The 14,151-nt window shown below is 44.8% G+C and carries 13 protein-coding genes and 15 tRNA genes; 25 read left to right on the plus strand and 3 right to left on the minus strand.

Annotated elements, in window-relative coordinates:
• Window positions 1-7 precede the first annotated feature (7 nt).
• The 15 genes from ACFQ1X_RS02570 (at window position 8) to ACFQ1X_RS02640 (ending at window position 1,515) form a co-directional block, all read left to right on the plus strand.
• Window positions 8-96: transfer RNA gene (locus ACFQ1X_RS02570), tRNA-Leu, on the plus strand.
• A gap of 35 nt (window positions 97-131) precedes the next feature.
• Window positions 132-208: transfer RNA gene (locus tag ACFQ1X_RS02575), tRNA-Arg, on the plus strand.
• Window positions 209-234: 26 nt separating this feature from the next.
• Window positions 235-311: transfer RNA gene (locus ACFQ1X_RS02580), tRNA-Pro, on the plus strand.
• A gap of 6 nt (window positions 312-317) precedes the next feature.
• Window positions 318-393 (plus strand) — tRNA-Ala (locus ACFQ1X_RS02585).
• A gap of 20 nt (window positions 394-413) precedes the next feature.
• Window positions 414-487, plus strand: a tRNA-Met gene (locus ACFQ1X_RS02590).
• A gap of 8 nt (window positions 488-495) precedes the next feature.
• Window positions 496-572, plus strand: a tRNA-Ile gene (locus ACFQ1X_RS02595).
• 14 nt (window positions 573-586) lie between these two features.
• Window positions 587-679 (plus strand) — tRNA-Ser (locus ACFQ1X_RS02600).
• Between the two features lie 161 nt (window positions 680-840).
• A tRNA-Met gene (locus tag ACFQ1X_RS02605) sits at window positions 841-917 on the plus strand.
• A gap of 3 nt (window positions 918-920) precedes the next feature.
• Window positions 921-996: transfer RNA gene (locus ACFQ1X_RS02610), tRNA-Asp, on the plus strand.
• Window positions 997-1,014: 18 nt separating this feature from the next.
• Window positions 1,015-1,090 (plus strand) — tRNA-Phe (locus ACFQ1X_RS02615).
• 6 nt (window positions 1,091-1,096) lie between these two features.
• Window positions 1,097-1,170: transfer RNA gene (locus ACFQ1X_RS02620), tRNA-Gly, on the plus strand.
• A gap of 19 nt (window positions 1,171-1,189) precedes the next feature.
• Window positions 1,190-1,266, plus strand: a tRNA-Ile gene (locus ACFQ1X_RS02625).
• A 1-nt stretch (window position 1,267) separates the two neighbouring features.
• Window positions 1,268-1,342 (plus strand) — tRNA-Asn (locus ACFQ1X_RS02630).
• A gap of 4 nt (window positions 1,343-1,346) precedes the next feature.
• Window positions 1,347-1,437: transfer RNA gene (locus ACFQ1X_RS02635), tRNA-Ser, on the plus strand.
• Between the two features lie 6 nt (window positions 1,438-1,443).
• Window positions 1,444-1,515 (plus strand) — tRNA-Glu (locus tag ACFQ1X_RS02640).
• Window positions 1,516-1,727: 212 nt separating this feature from the next.
• Here ACFQ1X_RS02640 and ACFQ1X_RS02645 read toward each other — a convergent pair.
• A complete protein-coding gene (locus tag ACFQ1X_RS02645; RefSeq protein WP_144838672.1) occupies window positions 1,728-2,639 on the minus strand; it encodes a 1,4-dihydroxy-2-naphthoate polyprenyltransferase in 912 nt (303 codons plus the stop codon).
• 171 nt (window positions 2,640-2,810) lie between these two features.
• Between ACFQ1X_RS02645 and ACFQ1X_RS02650 the strand changes: the two genes are divergently transcribed.
• The 9 genes from ACFQ1X_RS02650 to ACFQ1X_RS02690 all read left to right on the plus strand — a co-directional run bounded on the left by ACFQ1X_RS02650 (window position 2,811) and on the right by ACFQ1X_RS02690 (window position 12,147).
• Window positions 2,811-4,202, plus strand: a complete 1,392-nt coding sequence (locus tag ACFQ1X_RS02650; protein WP_144838674.1) for an isochorismate synthase — start codon at window positions 2,811-2,813, stop codon at window positions 4,200-4,202.
• Complete coding sequence (gene menD, locus ACFQ1X_RS02655) at window positions 4,189-5,889, plus strand: 2-succinyl-5-enolpyruvyl-6-hydroxy-3-cyclohexene-1-carboxylic-acid synthase (RefSeq protein WP_144838676.1); 1,701 nt, start codon at window positions 4,189-4,191, stop codon at window positions 5,887-5,889. The genes ACFQ1X_RS02650 and menD overlap by 14 nt, the downstream gene beginning before the upstream one ends.
• Window positions 5,886-6,713, plus strand: coding sequence for a 2-succinyl-6-hydroxy-2,4-cyclohexadiene-1-carboxylate synthase (menH, locus tag ACFQ1X_RS02660; protein WP_144838678.1), 828 nt, complete (start codon window positions 5,886-5,888; stop codon window positions 6,711-6,713). Before menD ends, menH begins: the two co-directional genes overlap by 4 nt.
• Complete coding sequence (gene menB, locus ACFQ1X_RS02665; RefSeq protein ID WP_144838680.1) at window positions 6,710-7,528, plus strand: 1,4-dihydroxy-2-naphthoyl-CoA synthase; 819 nt, start codon at window positions 6,710-6,712, stop codon at window positions 7,526-7,528. The genes menH and menB overlap by 4 nt, the downstream gene beginning before the upstream one ends.
• Window positions 7,529-7,646: 118 nt before the next feature.
• Window positions 7,647-9,080, plus strand: coding sequence for an o-succinylbenzoate--CoA ligase (locus ACFQ1X_RS02670; RefSeq protein WP_144838682.1), 1,434 nt, complete (start codon window positions 7,647-7,649; stop codon window positions 9,078-9,080).
• The gene (gene menC / locus ACFQ1X_RS02675) at window positions 9,071-10,150 is read left to right on the plus strand and encodes an o-succinylbenzoate synthase (protein WP_144838684.1); all 1,080 of its coding nucleotides are present in this window, start codon (window positions 9,071-9,073) and stop codon (window positions 10,148-10,150) included. Before ACFQ1X_RS02670 ends, menC begins: the two co-directional genes overlap by 10 nt.
• Window positions 10,151-10,276: 126 nt before the next feature.
• The gene (locus ACFQ1X_RS02680; protein WP_144838686.1) at window positions 10,277-11,158 is read left to right on the plus strand and encodes a hypothetical protein; all 882 of its coding nucleotides are present in this window, start codon (window positions 10,277-10,279) and stop codon (window positions 11,156-11,158) included.
• A complete protein-coding gene (locus ACFQ1X_RS02685; protein ID WP_144838688.1) occupies window positions 11,159-11,740 on the plus strand; it encodes a hypothetical protein in 582 nt (193 codons plus the stop codon).
• On the plus strand, window positions 11,737-12,147 hold the full coding sequence (locus tag ACFQ1X_RS02690; protein WP_144838690.1) for a group-specific protein: 411 nt from the start codon (window positions 11,737-11,739) through the stop codon (window positions 12,145-12,147). The genes ACFQ1X_RS02685 and ACFQ1X_RS02690 overlap by 4 nt, the downstream gene beginning before the upstream one ends.
• A 55-nt stretch (window positions 12,148-12,202) precedes the next feature.
• Here ACFQ1X_RS02690 and ACFQ1X_RS02695 read toward each other — a convergent pair whose 3' ends face one another.
• Window positions 12,203-13,237: a metal ABC transporter solute-binding protein, Zn/Mn family gene (locus ACFQ1X_RS02695; protein WP_144838692.1), complete on the minus strand. Its 1,035-nt coding sequence runs from the start codon at window positions 13,235-13,237 to the stop codon at window positions 12,203-12,205.
• An 88-nt stretch (window positions 13,238-13,325) separates the two neighbouring features.
• Window positions 13,326-13,556 carry a membrane protein insertion efficiency factor YidD gene (gene yidD, locus ACFQ1X_RS02700; RefSeq protein ID WP_379081425.1) on the minus strand — a complete coding sequence of 77 codons (231 nt, stop codon included), beginning with the start codon at window positions 13,554-13,556 and terminating at the stop codon, window positions 13,326-13,328.
• 113 nt (window positions 13,557-13,669) lie between these two features.
• Between yidD and ACFQ1X_RS02705 the strand changes: the two genes are divergently transcribed.
• Window positions 13,670-14,116: a Dps family protein gene (locus ACFQ1X_RS02705; protein ID WP_144838694.1), complete on the plus strand. Its 447-nt coding sequence runs from the start codon at window positions 13,670-13,672 to the stop codon at window positions 14,114-14,116.
• Window positions 14,117-14,151 lie beyond the last annotated feature (35 nt).

A 14,151-nucleotide genomic window follows, 5' to 3' on the forward strand; every position in this document is an offset into this window, starting at 1 on the left:
ACCCTAAGCCGGGGTGGCGGAACTGGCAGACGCACAGGACTTAAAATCCTGCGGTAGGTGACTACCGTACCGGTTCGATTCCGGTCCTCGGCACCATTTGTTTGATAAAAGCGAAACATCATCTTAACGATGCGCCCGTAGCTCAATTGGATAGAGTACTTGACTACGAATCAAGCGGTTAGAGGTTCGAGTCCTCTCGGGCGCGCCATATTTTTACATCCAGCATTGAAAGTCCGGGAAGTAGCTCAGCTTGGTAGAGCACTTGGTTTGGGACCAAGGGGTCGCAGGTTCGAATCCTGTCTTCCCGACCATTTTACGGGGCCTTAGCTCAGCTGGGAGAGCGCCTGCCTTGCACGCAGGAGGTCAGCGGTTCGATCCCGCTAGGCTCCACCAATTATATTTTTAAAGATCCAGGCGGCGTAGCTCAGCTGGCTAGAGCGTACGGTTCATACCCGTGAGGTCGGGGGTTCGATCCCCTCTGCCGCCACTTTTTAAGGACCTTTAGCTCAGTTGGTTAGAGCAGACGGCTCATAACCGTCCGGTCGCAGGTTCGAGTCCTGCAAGGTCCACCATCATATATTATCTCGGAGGAATACCCAAGTTTGGCTGAAGGGATCGGTCTTGAAAACCGACAGGGGAGTCAAATCCCGCGGGGGTTCGAATCCCTCTTCCTCCTCCATATTCTTAAAGATGTGCGTGGACAATTAATAAATATTATTATCGCAGGGTAGAGCAACGAGCCGTACGAAGACGGCGAAGTAACACCGAAGCAGCCAAAGGCGATGCAGGTGTCATCAGCGATAAGCAATGAGTATAAAAAATCTTCGTATATATTATTATCGCGGGGTAGAGCAGTTCGGTAGCTCGTCGGGCTCATAACCCGGAGGTCGCAGGTTCAAATCCTGCCCCCGCAACCAAATGGTCCCGTGGTGTAGCGGTTAACATGCCTGCCTGTCACGCAGGAGATCGCCGGTTCGATCCCGGTCGGGACCGCCATTTTTATAAAAATATTGTGGGTCAGTAGCTCAGTCGGTAGAGCATTAGATTGAAGCTCTAAGTGTCGGCGGTTCGATTCCGTCCTGACCCACCATTTTTTGCGGGTGTAGTTTAGTGGTAAAACCTCAGCCTTCCAAGCTGATGATGGGGGTTCGATTCCCCCCACCCGCTCCATTAAATTCTATTACTTAATGGGCCTATAGCTCAGCTGGTTAGAGCGCACGCCTGATAAGCGTGAGGTCGATGGTTCGAGTCCATTTAGGCCCACCATTCCGAAGTAGCTCAGTGGTAGAGCACCGCACTGTTAATGCGATGGTCGTAGGTTCGAGTCCTACCTTCGGAGCCATACTGGGGAAGTACTCAAGTGGCTGAAGAGGCGCCCCTGCTAAGGGTGTAGGTCGGGCAACCGGCGCGAGGGTTCAAATCCCTCCTTCTCCGCCAGTAAATGGCCCCTTGGTCAAGCGGTTAAGACACCGCCCTTTCACGGCGGTAACACGGGTTCGAATCCCGTAGGGGTCATCAGAAAATAAAGAAATGCCATGCATAAAAATGCATGGTGTTTTTTTATTTGTTCAATCATGTTTATATATAAGATCATCAAAACTTCAAAATGTTTTTTAAGTTTTGATTAGCTTAAGATAAATAGAAACAAAAATGAAAGTTCATAAACAGAATAGTAGGATAAATTTTGAGAAAAAAAGCACCTCTTAAAAAGAGATGCTGGTGTGATTTTAAATGATGTGGCCGATTAATAGGCCAATCGCCAATAAGAATGCAAATAGTGTATTTGTTATACCCGTATCTTTCATAGCAGGCATGACTTTTAATGGTTCGGTATGAGTCTTGAAGATCCGAATAATTTTAATTGGTTTGATGACACTGATGAAAACCAGCAGGGACCAGGGTGTAATCATTCCGGACACCACTAGAGCCATTACCCAAGCATAGGATAAAACAAAGAAGCTGAGAAGAATATTTACTGCTGCGGATCGACCGGCAAGGATTGCCAGAGTCTTTCTTCCGCTTGCAGCGTCGCCAACAATATCCCTGATATTGTTAGCCATCATGATAGCAGCTACTAAAAGAGTGCTTGGGACAGCAAGTAAAATTGAGTCTATTGTAATTGTTGCTGTTTGAATATAAAAAGCGATAATTACAATTAAGAAGCCCATGAACAGTCCGGAGAAAAGTTCACCAAATGGTGTGTAGGCAATGGGGAAAGGACCGCCAGTGTACAGATAGCCTATAATCATCGCTACACCACCAACCAAAAGGAGCCACCAACTGGTTTGCATACATATATATATTCCAAGGATTCCTGCGATTATATAAAGAAGGAAAGCAAGTCCGAGAACGGTTTTTGGTTTGACTCCATTGCGTACTATGGCGCCGCCAATTCCAACGGACTTTTCGTTATCAAGACCTCTGGCGAAGTCATAATACTCATTAAACATATTTGTCGCAGCTTGGATTAGAAGACTGGCGATGAGCATAGCAGTAAATAACAGCCAATCAATCTGGTTGTCCCTTATTGCAATCATCGTCCCCAGAAAAACGGGAGCGAAAGAGGCTGTTAAAGTATGGGGGCGGGTTAATTGCCACCAGACACGCCAACCGCTGTCTGCTTGTAAAGTTGTTGCCATGAATTATCTCTCCTCTATTTATTCCATATTATATTGTACTTCAAAATTGCACGAATTACAGCAAATGTTGTGCTGATTTTAGCAGAAAAGAGTATGATAGAGGATAGATGCTAAAAAGATTGATAACATGTTCCGAATTTAAGGAGCAACAATGTAAACGGAGGTAATTTGATGAATGAATCACAGTATTCATCTGCCGAAAAACAAGATAACTCGCGGTATATCGCATACCGTTTTTATACAGAAACCATTGAAGTTTCAAAAATGTCAGCGTTAGCGTTTTTTGAGGCTGGAGAAAAGGCATATCAAGGGAAGCGGTTTTATTGGCAAAATCCGGAAAAAACTTTCACGCTGGTAGGACTCGGGCATGCACATGTATTAACTATTTCTAATCATCAGGGCCGATTTGAAGAGGTCAAGAGGAATTGGCAGAGTCTTTGCAAGCAGATAGTGAATGAAGAACCCTCAGTTGAACCCATTCTATTTGGTGGTTTTTCTTTTGATCCGTTAAATAAAGCGAATACTTTATGGAACAAATTTCCGGAATCCTACTTTGCAGTGCCGACATTCCAGTTGGTAATTAAAAGTGACCGAGCATATGTCAGTATTCATCTGATTACTAAAGAGGAAGATACTTTCCAAGCATTTGAATCCCTGAGAAAAGAAAGAGATAAGCTGATCCACGCCGCACAAGTATCTGAACCTATAGCGTATAAGAAACCCGTAGTTACCGGCAGAGAAGAGTTAAAGAAAACTTCTTATCTCTCTTCTATAGAAAAAGTGACGAGCATAATTAAAGCAAAACAGGCTGATAAAGTGGTGATAGCCCGCGTATTGAGACTGGATTTTGATAAACCGCTATCTCATTCATCTGCTCTATATCAGGTTTCGAAAGAACAGCCCGAGAGCTTTTTATTCGGACTCGAAGCTGATGAGCAATTCTTTTTTGGTGCCACGCCGGAGCGTCTTGTGAAAGTTGAAGATCGACAGGCTTTATCCACATGCCTGGCCGGATCCATTCCACGGGGCAAGACCGTGGAGAAAGACACTGAACTTGGCAATGAACTTTTGAATGACCCAAAAAACCGATCGGAACACCAATATGTAGTGAATATGATCAGCAAGGTATTCGCTGCTCATTGCAGCGGACAATTTGTTCCTAAAAAGCCTATACTTATGAAGGTAAGGGATATACAACATCTTTATACACCTGTAGAAGGGGAATTAAAGCAAGGATCGAATTTAATCGATCTTGTTCGTGATCTTCATCCTACACCAGCGCTTGGAGGGGAGCCGAAACAATCGGCACTCAGTCTGATCAGACAGTACGAGCCTATGAACAGGGGCTTTTACGCCGCTCCCATCGGATGGATAGATGCAAAAGGCAATGGGGAATTTGCAGTTGCTATCCGTTCGGCTTTAATGGATGGAAAAAAAGCATATTTATATGCAGGGGGCGGAATAGTCGAAGATTCCACACCAGAGTCAGAGTACGCAGAAACTTGGGTGAAGTTCCGTCCGATGCTTCGTGCGTTGGGAGGTCAATTGAGTGACGAATCGTAAATATTTAACCGAATATGTTTCTGCGTTCACACATAGCCTCGTGAACCAGGGAGTAAAAAATGTGGTGATCAGTCCGGGTTCGAGATCGACACCATTGGCTTATGCATGTATGAGAGAAGAAGGATTAACCGTCTATCGACAGATTGATGAACGGTCAGCGGCTTATTTTGCGCTCGGCATGGCAAAGGCTTCTGGTGAACCGGTGATGCTCCTATGTACATCGGGGACTGCGGCGGCGAATTATTTCCCCGCTATTGTCGAGGCTTTTTATGCAAGAATTCCATTGATTGTCGTTACAGCAGACCGTCCGCATGAGCTTCGTGAAGTCGGTGCACCGCAGGCAATCAATCAAATTAACCTTTTTGGTTCGCATGTGAAATGGTCTGTGGATTTACCCATGCCCGAAGAAGAAAACAGGCTGGATTTTTTGGTGCGCCATCTGCACCGGTCAGTTAAGAATGCTATGTCCGAGCCAAGAGGTCCGGTACATTTGAATGTGCCGTTTCGAGAACCGTTGCTGCTTGATTTCGAGCAGCAGTATAAAAGTTCAGCTGACATAGAGCATTTGCAAGGTGAATCCAAACTGCCATCTCCAGTTGAAGAATTTTTAGTAGAAACCATTCAAACGGAAAAAGGGCTTCTCGTAATTGGAGAGATGACCGAGAAGATGCCAGCTGAGTTCTGGTCATTTATCCGGAAATTGAATTGGCCGGTGCTTGCAGATCCATTGTCAAATGTTCGTTCGAATATTGATGAAAGTTGCAAAGATCTTATCATCGACAGCTATGACGCCATTCTGAAAAGTAGCGGTTTTAAGAGTTCTATGGTCCCGGATGCAGTAATCCGTTTAGGGCCACAGCCGGTTTCCAAGCCTCTAACTCTTTTCCTGGCTTCGGTAAAACCCAAAATCTATGCTGTTTTTGACGAATCCCCGATGATGCGCGACGCACAATCAGTAGTAACCCACCATATTCAGGCATCAACTGAAGGATTGTGGGAACTGCCAATTCAAACAAAAGCGGATAATCTATATACGAAAAAATGGACAGCCGCTTCCGAATTATTCTGGCAGCTTGCAGAAGTTCATTGCAATGAAAAATTGGATGAAGGTGTGTTGGCGAAGGTTCTATTTGAGGAACTTGACCAATGTGACCTGATTGTCAGCAGCAGCATGCCGATCCGTGATACGGATACTTATTTCAAGTCGACAGCGTGCGACATCATGATTTATGCAAACCGCGGAGCAAATGGTATAGACGGTGTTGTGTCCACAGCATTCGGCGTGCAGTCTGTAAAAAAACGGCCAGCGTTCCTGTTTATCGGGGATCTGTCATTTCTCCATGATATGAACGGTTTGATCGCTTCAAAAATGCAGGAGACGGATTTGACGATCGTGGTAATGAATAATGATGGCGGCGGAATCTTTTCGTATTTGCCGCAGTCAAATGAAGAACGCTATTTCGAGGATTTATTTGGTACACCGACAGGTTTGAAGTTTGAGGACGCTGCCAGAATGTATGATGCAGATTATGCAGCTGTCGAGACGAAAGGGCAATTTCTTGAGGCGTTGCGCAAGGACAAACAAAAGCCTGTGAAAATTATCGAAGTGTTTACCGATCGGGAAACGAATGTGCGGGTTCACAGAGAATTGTGGAATCGGCTGGTTGAGGAGTTGGATGGACAATGAAGCTGGAAATCGAGGGCGTCGATTATCACATTGAAATTTTAAATGAAGATAAGGAACAGACGCTGGTTTTTCTTCACGGCTTCACCGGCAGCACCGCCACCTGGCACAATTTAGTTCCTCATTTTGCAGGTTATAAAATCGTTCTGATTGATTTGCTCGGACATGGATTAACTGACAGTCCAAAAGATCAGGAGCGATATGCTGTGGAATTGCAATTAAGAGATCTGGAGATGCTGTTTGAGCGAATGGGTCTGCAAAACTTTTCTCTTGCCGGTTATTCGATGGGAGGTCGCGTGGCACTCGCTTATGCCTGTGCATTTCCCGATAAGCTTTCGGCGTTAGTGCTGGAAAGTGCTTCGCCGGGATTGGAGACCGAACCGCAGCAGAATGACCGGAAAAAGAGTGATGGGGAACTCGCCAAAGACATAGTTTCTGAAGGAATCGCCGCGTTTGTTGATAGATGGGAAGAGGTACCGTTGTTTAAAACACAGGAAACCTTGCCGACATCGGTAAAAATGGCTGTCAGGGAAGAACGGCTCGCGCAGAACCCGATAGGTCTGGCAAACAGCCTGATCGGTATGGGAACAGGGGCGCAGGATTCTTATTGGCAAGCCATTCGTCAACTGGACCTGCCGGTTTTATTGCTTACCGGAAGTTTGGATGAAAAATTCACGGCGATTGCGGAAGAGATGGTTGGTATTATGCCAAAAGCTGTGCACAGGGAAGTTTTGGCGGGACATGCGTTACATGTGGAAAAACCTGCTGAATTTGCTACAATAGTAGTGGAGTATTTGAATATAAATTATTTAGGAGGAAAATCATGACACGTGAATGGGTAAGTGAACGTACATATGAAGATATTAAATATGAAACTTTTAAGGGGATCGCGAAGATTACAATCAACCGTCCGGAAGTGCGCAATGCGTTCCGTCCGAAAACGGTCCACGAATTGATCGATGCGTTTTCACGCGCACGCGATAATTCGGATGTAGGCGTTATTGTCCTGACTGGTGAAGGCGAAAAAGCTTTCTGCTCAGGCGGCGACCAATCAGTACGCGGCCATGGCGGTTATGTGGGAGAAGACGAAATACCGCGTTTGAACGTACTTGATCTTCAGCGTTTGATCCGCGTGATTCCGAAACCGGTTGTAGCGATGGTAGCAGGTTACGCAATTGGTGGCGGACATGTACTGCACGTCGTATGCGATTTGACAATTGCTGCAGATAATGCACGTTTCGGCCAGACAGGACCGCGCGTCGGTTCGTTTGATGCCGGTTATGGTTCCGGTTATTTGGCGCGTATCATCGGCCATAAGAAAGCACGTGAAATCTGGTACTTGTGCCGTCAATATGACGCACAGGAAGCGCTTGATATGGGCTTAGTCAACACAGTTGTCCCATTGGACCAGCTTGAAGACGAAACCGTTCAATGGTGCGAAGAAATGCTCGAAATGAGCCCGACTGCATTGCGTTTTGTTAAAGCGGCTATGAATGCTGATACGGACGGCCTTGCAGGACTTCAACAAATGGCCGGGGATGCAACTTTGCTTTACTATACAACTGATGAAGCGAAAGAGGGCCGCGACGCGTTCAAAGAAAAACGCAAGCCTGATTTCGGTCAATTCCCTCGTTTCCCTTGATCATTAATAATTGAAAGCTGTCCTTTCGGGGGCAGCTTTTTTGGCAATTAAATCTAAAAGATATTAAGATGATCAGCTGGAATTAGATTACGGACTTTGTGGAAAGGAATTTTGTGAAATGAGTTATCCGAACTGGCTAAGCCAACGTGCCCATTTGAGCGGCAGCCGCATGGCTTTAGCGTATGGCAGGGAAGAGTGGACATTCGAAGAAATCAATAAGATTGCCATTGAATATGCGGAGCGACTGGTTTCTATTGGCATCACTGATGAAACGAGAGTCGCAATTCTGGCGAAATCACATCCGGAATCCGTATTTATCATGTACGCATGTCTCCATACGGGTTGCGAGATGGTCATGTTGAATGAGCGGCTTTCAGCAGCTGAGTTGAAATATCAGTTGGCCGATTCAGGGGCAGATTTTTTATTGGTGGACGAAGATTTGCAGGAGAAGGTCGATTTCGACAATAAAATCCTTTTCGGTGAAATCAAAAATCGGAATCGGACTGAATTTATTCCAATAGCAGAATGGCGGGAAGACCGGACAATTTCAATCATGTATACGTCCGGCACGACTGGCTATCCGAAAGGGGTACGGCAAACAGCGCAAAACCATTTCTCGAGTGCGGTGTCGTCGGCATTGAATATCGGTATCTCGCCTGATGATGTATGGCTTTGTGTGATGCCGCTATTCCATATCAGCGGCTTTTCGATTTTGATGCGGTCGCTTATCTACGGCATGGGCGTGCAGCTTCATCCGAAATTCGATGCAGAATCGTGTGCCAGGGAATTGTGTGCCGGAACAGTGACCCATATGTCGGTCGTTGGAGTGACGCTTGAGCGGGTATTGAATCAGCTGGAAACAGAAAATCTGGAGGTTTCTCCGAATTTCAAATCAATGCTGGCAGGCGGCGGGCCGGTTCCGGTTTCGTATATTGAACGGGCGGAAAAATTCGGTATTTCTGTTTTGCAGACTTATGGCATGACAGAAACATCATCACAAACGACTACCTTGCAGCCGGCAGATGCGAAACGGAAAATTGGATCATCCGGAAAACCATTATTCTTGTATCAGATCAAAATCGGAACTGATGCAGCGGCTGGGGAAAAAGCAGAAATCCTGATTCGCGGGCCTCAGGTGACACCAGGATATATCGGCAAGTATGCGGAGCGTGAGGTTCAGAATGATGGCTGGTTCTCTACGGGGGATATTGGTTATTTGGATGAAGAAGGATTCCTGTTTGTCGTCGACCGGCGATCGGATCTGATTGTCTCCGGTGGCGAAAACATCTATCCGGCGGAAATCGAAAAAGTGCTGCTCGGGCATCCGGCAGTCCGTGAGGCGGGTGTGTGCGGCATGCCTGATGAAACTTGGGGCGAAGTGCCGGTGGCTTTTGTTGTATTGAATGAAGAAATTTCGACTGAAAGCTTGAAAGATTTTCTGACGGGCCGAATTGCGGGCTATAAAATTCCGAAAGCGATTAGGGAAGTGGAGGCTTTGCCGCGCAACGCTTCCAATAAAGTGCTGAGAAGAGAGTTGAAAACATGGGTTTGATAATAGAAGAAATCCAGTTTCACCGAATTCAAAAAGAATTGAATAAACCTTTTGTGACTTCATTGCAGACGGTAGCTGACCGTGAATCGATTATTGTGACGGTGAGGTCAGCTGGTGGCCTGGAAGGTTTTGGTGAATGTGTGGCATTCTCAACCCCCTGGTACTCGGAAGAGACTGTAGAAAGCTGCAGGTTTGTCATGGAGCAGGTATTGAAGCCGTTATTGGTGAAGAAAGTATTGAACGCACCGGGAGAAGTGGCGGAATTATTCGCGGGTGTTAAAGGCAATAATATGGCAAAAGCAGCGATTGAAATGGCTGTTTGGGATCTTTTTGCAAAATTCGAAGGAGTTTCCTTATGGCAGTATATTGGTGGAATTCAAAAGCAGATTTCGGCTGGTGTCGTTGTTGCTGCAGATTCTAGAAATCTGTTGAATGAAATCGAACAGGTCGCTGCAAAAGGATACAGCCGCATCAAAGTTAAAATATCATCCCAAACCGATGCGGAAGCTTTGAAAAGAGTAGTAGAGCGTTATCCTGAAATACTGTTTTTTGCGGATGCCAATGGAGGCTTCAGCGAAGAGACGTTTGAAAGGCTTCAAACATTCGATGATGTGGGTTTTGCGCTGATTGAGCAGCCGTTTGGTGAACGGCAGTGGAAGCTGCATGCAAGGGCAAATCGTGAGATGAAAACACCGATTTGCCTGGATGAAAGCATCACCGGCATCCATGATGTGGAGCGCATGATTGAGATGCAGGCCGGAAAAATAATCGTACTTAAAATGGGGAGGCTCGGCGGCTGGAATGAAACATTGAAGATTGTCGAGTTATGCCGTCGCCACAATGTTGGAATGTGGGTCGGAGGCATGATGGAGTTTGGTGTTTCCAAGGCGCATAATCTTGCGCTGGCTTCGCTGCCGGATATTGTATTGCCTGGTGACTTTTCGGATTCCCGCTATTTTTGGAAAGAAGATATTATTTTGCCGGAGATTGAAGTGATCAATGGGAAGATTACTTTGCAGGATAAAGCAGGAATTGGCTATGACGTTAATATCGATGAAGCCGGACTTTAAAAGTCCGGCTTTATTTTGTGTCTGAATTCAGGGAAATTTATGATAAAATAAAATTGGAACTTTCTGTATAGTATGTTATAAAAATTTATTTAGTACTTAACACCAAAAAAAGAGAAGGGGTGCTGCATGAGTCCGCGTATATTTTTTGGCATATTGCTGGTAATTATTTTAGGATGGGTTGCGGCGGGCACCTATGCCAGTTCACAGCAATTGGAACAGCCCGTTTTTCTGGATCATTATATTGATGAGTATGCACAGGATTCACTGCATATGCAGTTTTCTTATTTAATGAACACAGGTGATAAGAATACGATCAACATGGTCGAACTGGGGGATATAGCGGGAACGGCAGATGGCTTTCATGGCTTCTTTATGGAAGAAACTCCTTACGTGCAGCGTTTTGGCCCTCATGAATTAAGGACACTCAGTGTTACTTTTGATATCTATGAGATCAGAAGTTTAAAAGAAAAACTGATCTTCAATGAAATGACCATTCATATGTCTGACGGTCAGCATTTCGTGGTTGATATCGGGGAGGTAATCATTCATCCCCAGGTACAGAGCGATTTTAGATTGTCCCAGATGTCCACTGGAGATGACGAAATGGACGTTTCCTATCTTGAGGCTGAAGAACAAATGACTATTCTTGGTCTCAGCCCACACTTGCCGGATGAAGGATTATCGGCTTTGAAAATTCATATTCCTCAAAAGGATGAGCATTTTAATGAAACTAATTTCATTGAAAGGATTGGAGTAAGGCTCGATGAAAACGGTGGAGAAGATTTTCGGGATCTGGAATACCCAATTCATTTGGCGAAAGGGGAAGGTTTTGCCCTTTCACTTCAGAATAAAGACAATGTGAAATTCGTTTTGAAGTCCTGGATGATGATTGAAGGGCAAGATGAAAACGGCAGATTGCTGGAGGGACAGGTCTCTTTGTATCACAATCCCGAGTTAACCGGGAAAAAGGTGAAAGCCATTATTGAAGACAAAGGAGCGGGAGAGTAAATGAAAGGATCATTAAGCCAGATTTTATACGGGTATGTTTTCATTTTTCTCGCTATCCGGGTCGGAGTGGACATTTTAGCTGACCCCATAGGCTATTTTCTGATTGCTGCGGGATGTTACAAAATTGGAGAGTTCTTTTATGATGGCAGAACGGCTGCATATATCTCGATGGCTCTTATTTTTTTCTCGATTCCTTCTGTATTCATCGATTTTAATCTTGTTGAAAGTGGCCCCTGGTATTATTATTCCAATTTTTTATTCACAGGTGAACTTGTACTGACTTTCTATCTGTTCAGAATGCTGAAAAAGATAGCAGAGCGGAATGGCGAGCAAGGATTAGCGCAACGTACTCAGCGTTTATTCATGATTTATATTCCCGCAAACCTCGTTATGCTTGCACTAAGTGCTCTTCTGACAGTTATTGTATTTGAAAGTCTGCAGGGAGTGGCGATTGTGCTGGTAGTCCTGCTGTTGATCTTGAATATCGCTTTTCTTATTTTGCTTGGTGCATTCCGGAAAGCCGTAAGGGATGAAGAACCGCCGCTCATTTTAAATGAAGAAGAGAGGAGTAAATACATTTGAAGAAATTCTATATCGCTTCAAGTTTTGCGAATAAAGAGGCTGTCAGGACGGCTGCGAATTCGTTAATCGAAAAGGGATTTACCCAAACATTCGATTGGACAGCCAATTTAAGGGCTTCTACAATCGATGAGTTACAAATCTACGGTGAGCTGGAGCGGAATGCAGTGCTGGAAGCAGATTTTTTGGTGGTCATACTGCCAGCCGGCAAAGGCAGCCACATCGAAATGGGAATTGCCATTGGCCAACGGAAAACTGTTTATCTCGTTTCGGAAAGTCCTGAATTTTCCGAGTTTGATGTGACAAGCACGTTTTATCATTTGCCGGAAGTGAGTATCCATATTGGAACAATGGGAGAAAGTATTTCCAGGATATTTGAAAATGAAAGCACAGAAAAAAGCGTCCAATGATTTTCCATTGGGCGCTTTTATTTTTGGAAAATAGACCTTCAATTGCTGATAGGGATTATTTAAGAATCGTTTTCAGTACTTCCAGATTCTTCTCCATCAATGTGAAATAGGTTTCTCCATTGTCGATATCTTCCTGCGTCAACACACCGAGATTATGCATTTGGACTGCTTCCGCTCCAACTTCTTTCTGTACAACTTCTGTCAGGTTGGATGAAACGTTCTGCTCGAAAACGATATACTCAATGTTTTTCTCGCGGGCAAGATCGACGATTTCGGTCAACTCTTTTTGTGATGGTTCGTCCTGGCTGTTCAGCCCTGCAACTGCGACTTGTTCAAAACCGTACGGCTCGGACAAATAAGTGAAAGCGGCATGCGAGACAAAAAATGTATCCTTCGTAACGTGTTCGTGGAGCTGGCTGAATGAGTCGTCCAAACCTTCAAGTTCTTCAATCAGTTCGGCATGATTTGCTTCATACAGCTCTGTATTATCCGGATCTTTTGCAATCAGCGAATCCTTGATGGAATCCGCTAAATTCTGGCTGAGTTTCGGTGACATCCAGACATGCGGATCAGTTGAACCGTGGTCATGGCCTTCGTGACCACTTTCTTCAGCGTGTTCTTCATCTTCATCATGCGCATCGTCTTCCGCATGATCATCGTGATCGTCTTCACTTTCCTTCACACCGTCATGGGCCAGTGCCGCATCCAATTGCTCATCGGTGATGGAGTCAGCCAAAGCTGAGAATTCCACCGCTTCACCGTCGAGTGTATTTTTTGCACTTTCCATGAAGCCTTCCAGGCCAAGACCTACGTAAAGCATAAGGTCTGCTTCAGCTATCGCAATCATATCCTGCTGCGTCGGTTCGAAGGTATGCTCATTGGCACCAGCAGGATAAACGGAAGTTACATCCACTTGATCGCCGCCGATTCTTTCAGTGAAATAAGTCAGTGGATAAACAGTGGTAAAGATCTCTAATTTCTCATTGCCTGCAGCAGAATTTTCAGTGTCTGTTTCGTTTGTTTCTTCTGCTCCGCATGCTGCCAGGGCAAGCAGAACAAATAATATAATGAATAAAGCTGATTTTTTCATATTATTCCTCCAAAATGTAACGATTACGTTTTAATTCCATAATGTATCTTACCGTAAAAAAATTTTAAACACAAGAAAAACCTCCAAATTATTTCTTTGGAGGCCATTTTTCGGGTACAAAATCCACTCCGCCTTTATTGAAGGGGTGGCAGCTGAGAATCCGTTTGATTGCCAGATATCCGCCTTTCAGCGCTCCGTGCTTTTCGACAGCTTCGATCCCGTAATGGGAGCAGGTGGGATAAAACCGGCAGCTGGGCGGAGACAGGGGAGAGATGAATCGCTGGTAGAAACGGAATATTTTAAGCAGGACAGTTTTTATAGTAATCGCCTTCTTCTTTCCATAAGATTGGAAACTCTTATGTTTATTGTAGGGACTTTAAAGGTATTAATAAAGTAGAAGAACTTATTAATTTGAATGGAGAGTGGTTTTGGATGTCGAAAGAATTAAATCAGGAATTGAATGTACAGGTAGCATCATGGTCGGTGGTTTATACGAAGTTGCATAATTTCCACTGGTATGTTAAAGGTCATCAATTTTTCACCTTGCATGTGAAGTTTGAGGAATTATACAATGAAGCGACTTTGCATATGGATGAAATTGCGGAACGGTTGCTGGCACTTGGCGGCAAGCCCGTCGCTACAATGAAAGAGCAGTTGGAGCTGTCGGTTGTTCAGGAAGCGACAAGCAAAGAGGATTCGGATCACATGGTCGAGGCGGTTATTTCAGATTACGATAAGATCATGAAATCATTGAAAAAAGGAATGGAACTTGCGGCTGAAGACGGTGATGATATGACGGAAGATATGCTGAACGCTATTCATCAGTCTCTTGAGAAGCATTCATGGATGCTTTCTGCATTCCTTGGGGAAAAGAAGTAAAATAGAAGTACACAAGCGCACACGATTACATTTGT

The organism is Metaplanococcus flavidus (assembly GCF_042675885.1).
Classification (GTDB): Bacteria; Bacillota; Bacilli; order Bacillales_A; family Planococcaceae; genus Planococcus; species Planococcus flavidus.

Excerpts from the sequence above, each read along its gene's own strand:
- ACFQ1X_RS02645 (WP_144838672.1), bottom strand. The coding sequence starts at position 2,639 with ATGGCAACAACTTTACAAGCAGACAGCGGTTGGCGTGTCTGGTGGCAA.
- ACFQ1X_RS02650 (WP_144838674.1), top strand. The coding sequence starts at position 2,811 with ATGAATGAATCACAGTATTCATCTGCCGAAAAACAAGATAACTCGCGG.
- menH (WP_144838678.1), top strand. The coding sequence starts at position 5,886 with ATGAAGCTGGAAATCGAGGGCGTCGATTATCACATTGAAATTTTAAAT.
- menB (WP_144838680.1), top strand. The coding sequence starts at position 6,710 with ATGACACGTGAATGGGTAAGTGAACGTACATATGAAGATATTAAATAT.
- ACFQ1X_RS02670 (WP_144838682.1), top strand. The coding sequence starts at position 7,647 with ATGAGTTATCCGAACTGGCTAAGCCAACGTGCCCATTTGAGCGGCAGC.
- menC (WP_144838684.1), top strand. The coding sequence starts at position 9,071 with ATGGGTTTGATAATAGAAGAAATCCAGTTTCACCGAATTCAAAAAGAA.
- ACFQ1X_RS02680 (WP_144838686.1), top strand. The coding sequence starts at position 10,277 with ATGAGTCCGCGTATATTTTTTGGCATATTGCTGGTAATTATTTTAGGA.
- ACFQ1X_RS02685 (WP_144838688.1), top strand. The coding sequence starts at position 11,159 with ATGAAAGGATCATTAAGCCAGATTTTATACGGGTATGTTTTCATTTTT.
- ACFQ1X_RS02695 (WP_144838692.1), bottom strand. The coding sequence starts at position 13,237 with ATGAAAAAATCAGCTTTATTCATTATATTATTTGTTCTGCTTGCCCTG.
- ACFQ1X_RS02705 (WP_144838694.1), top strand. The coding sequence starts at position 13,670 with ATGTCGAAAGAATTAAATCAGGAATTGAATGTACAGGTAGCATCATGG.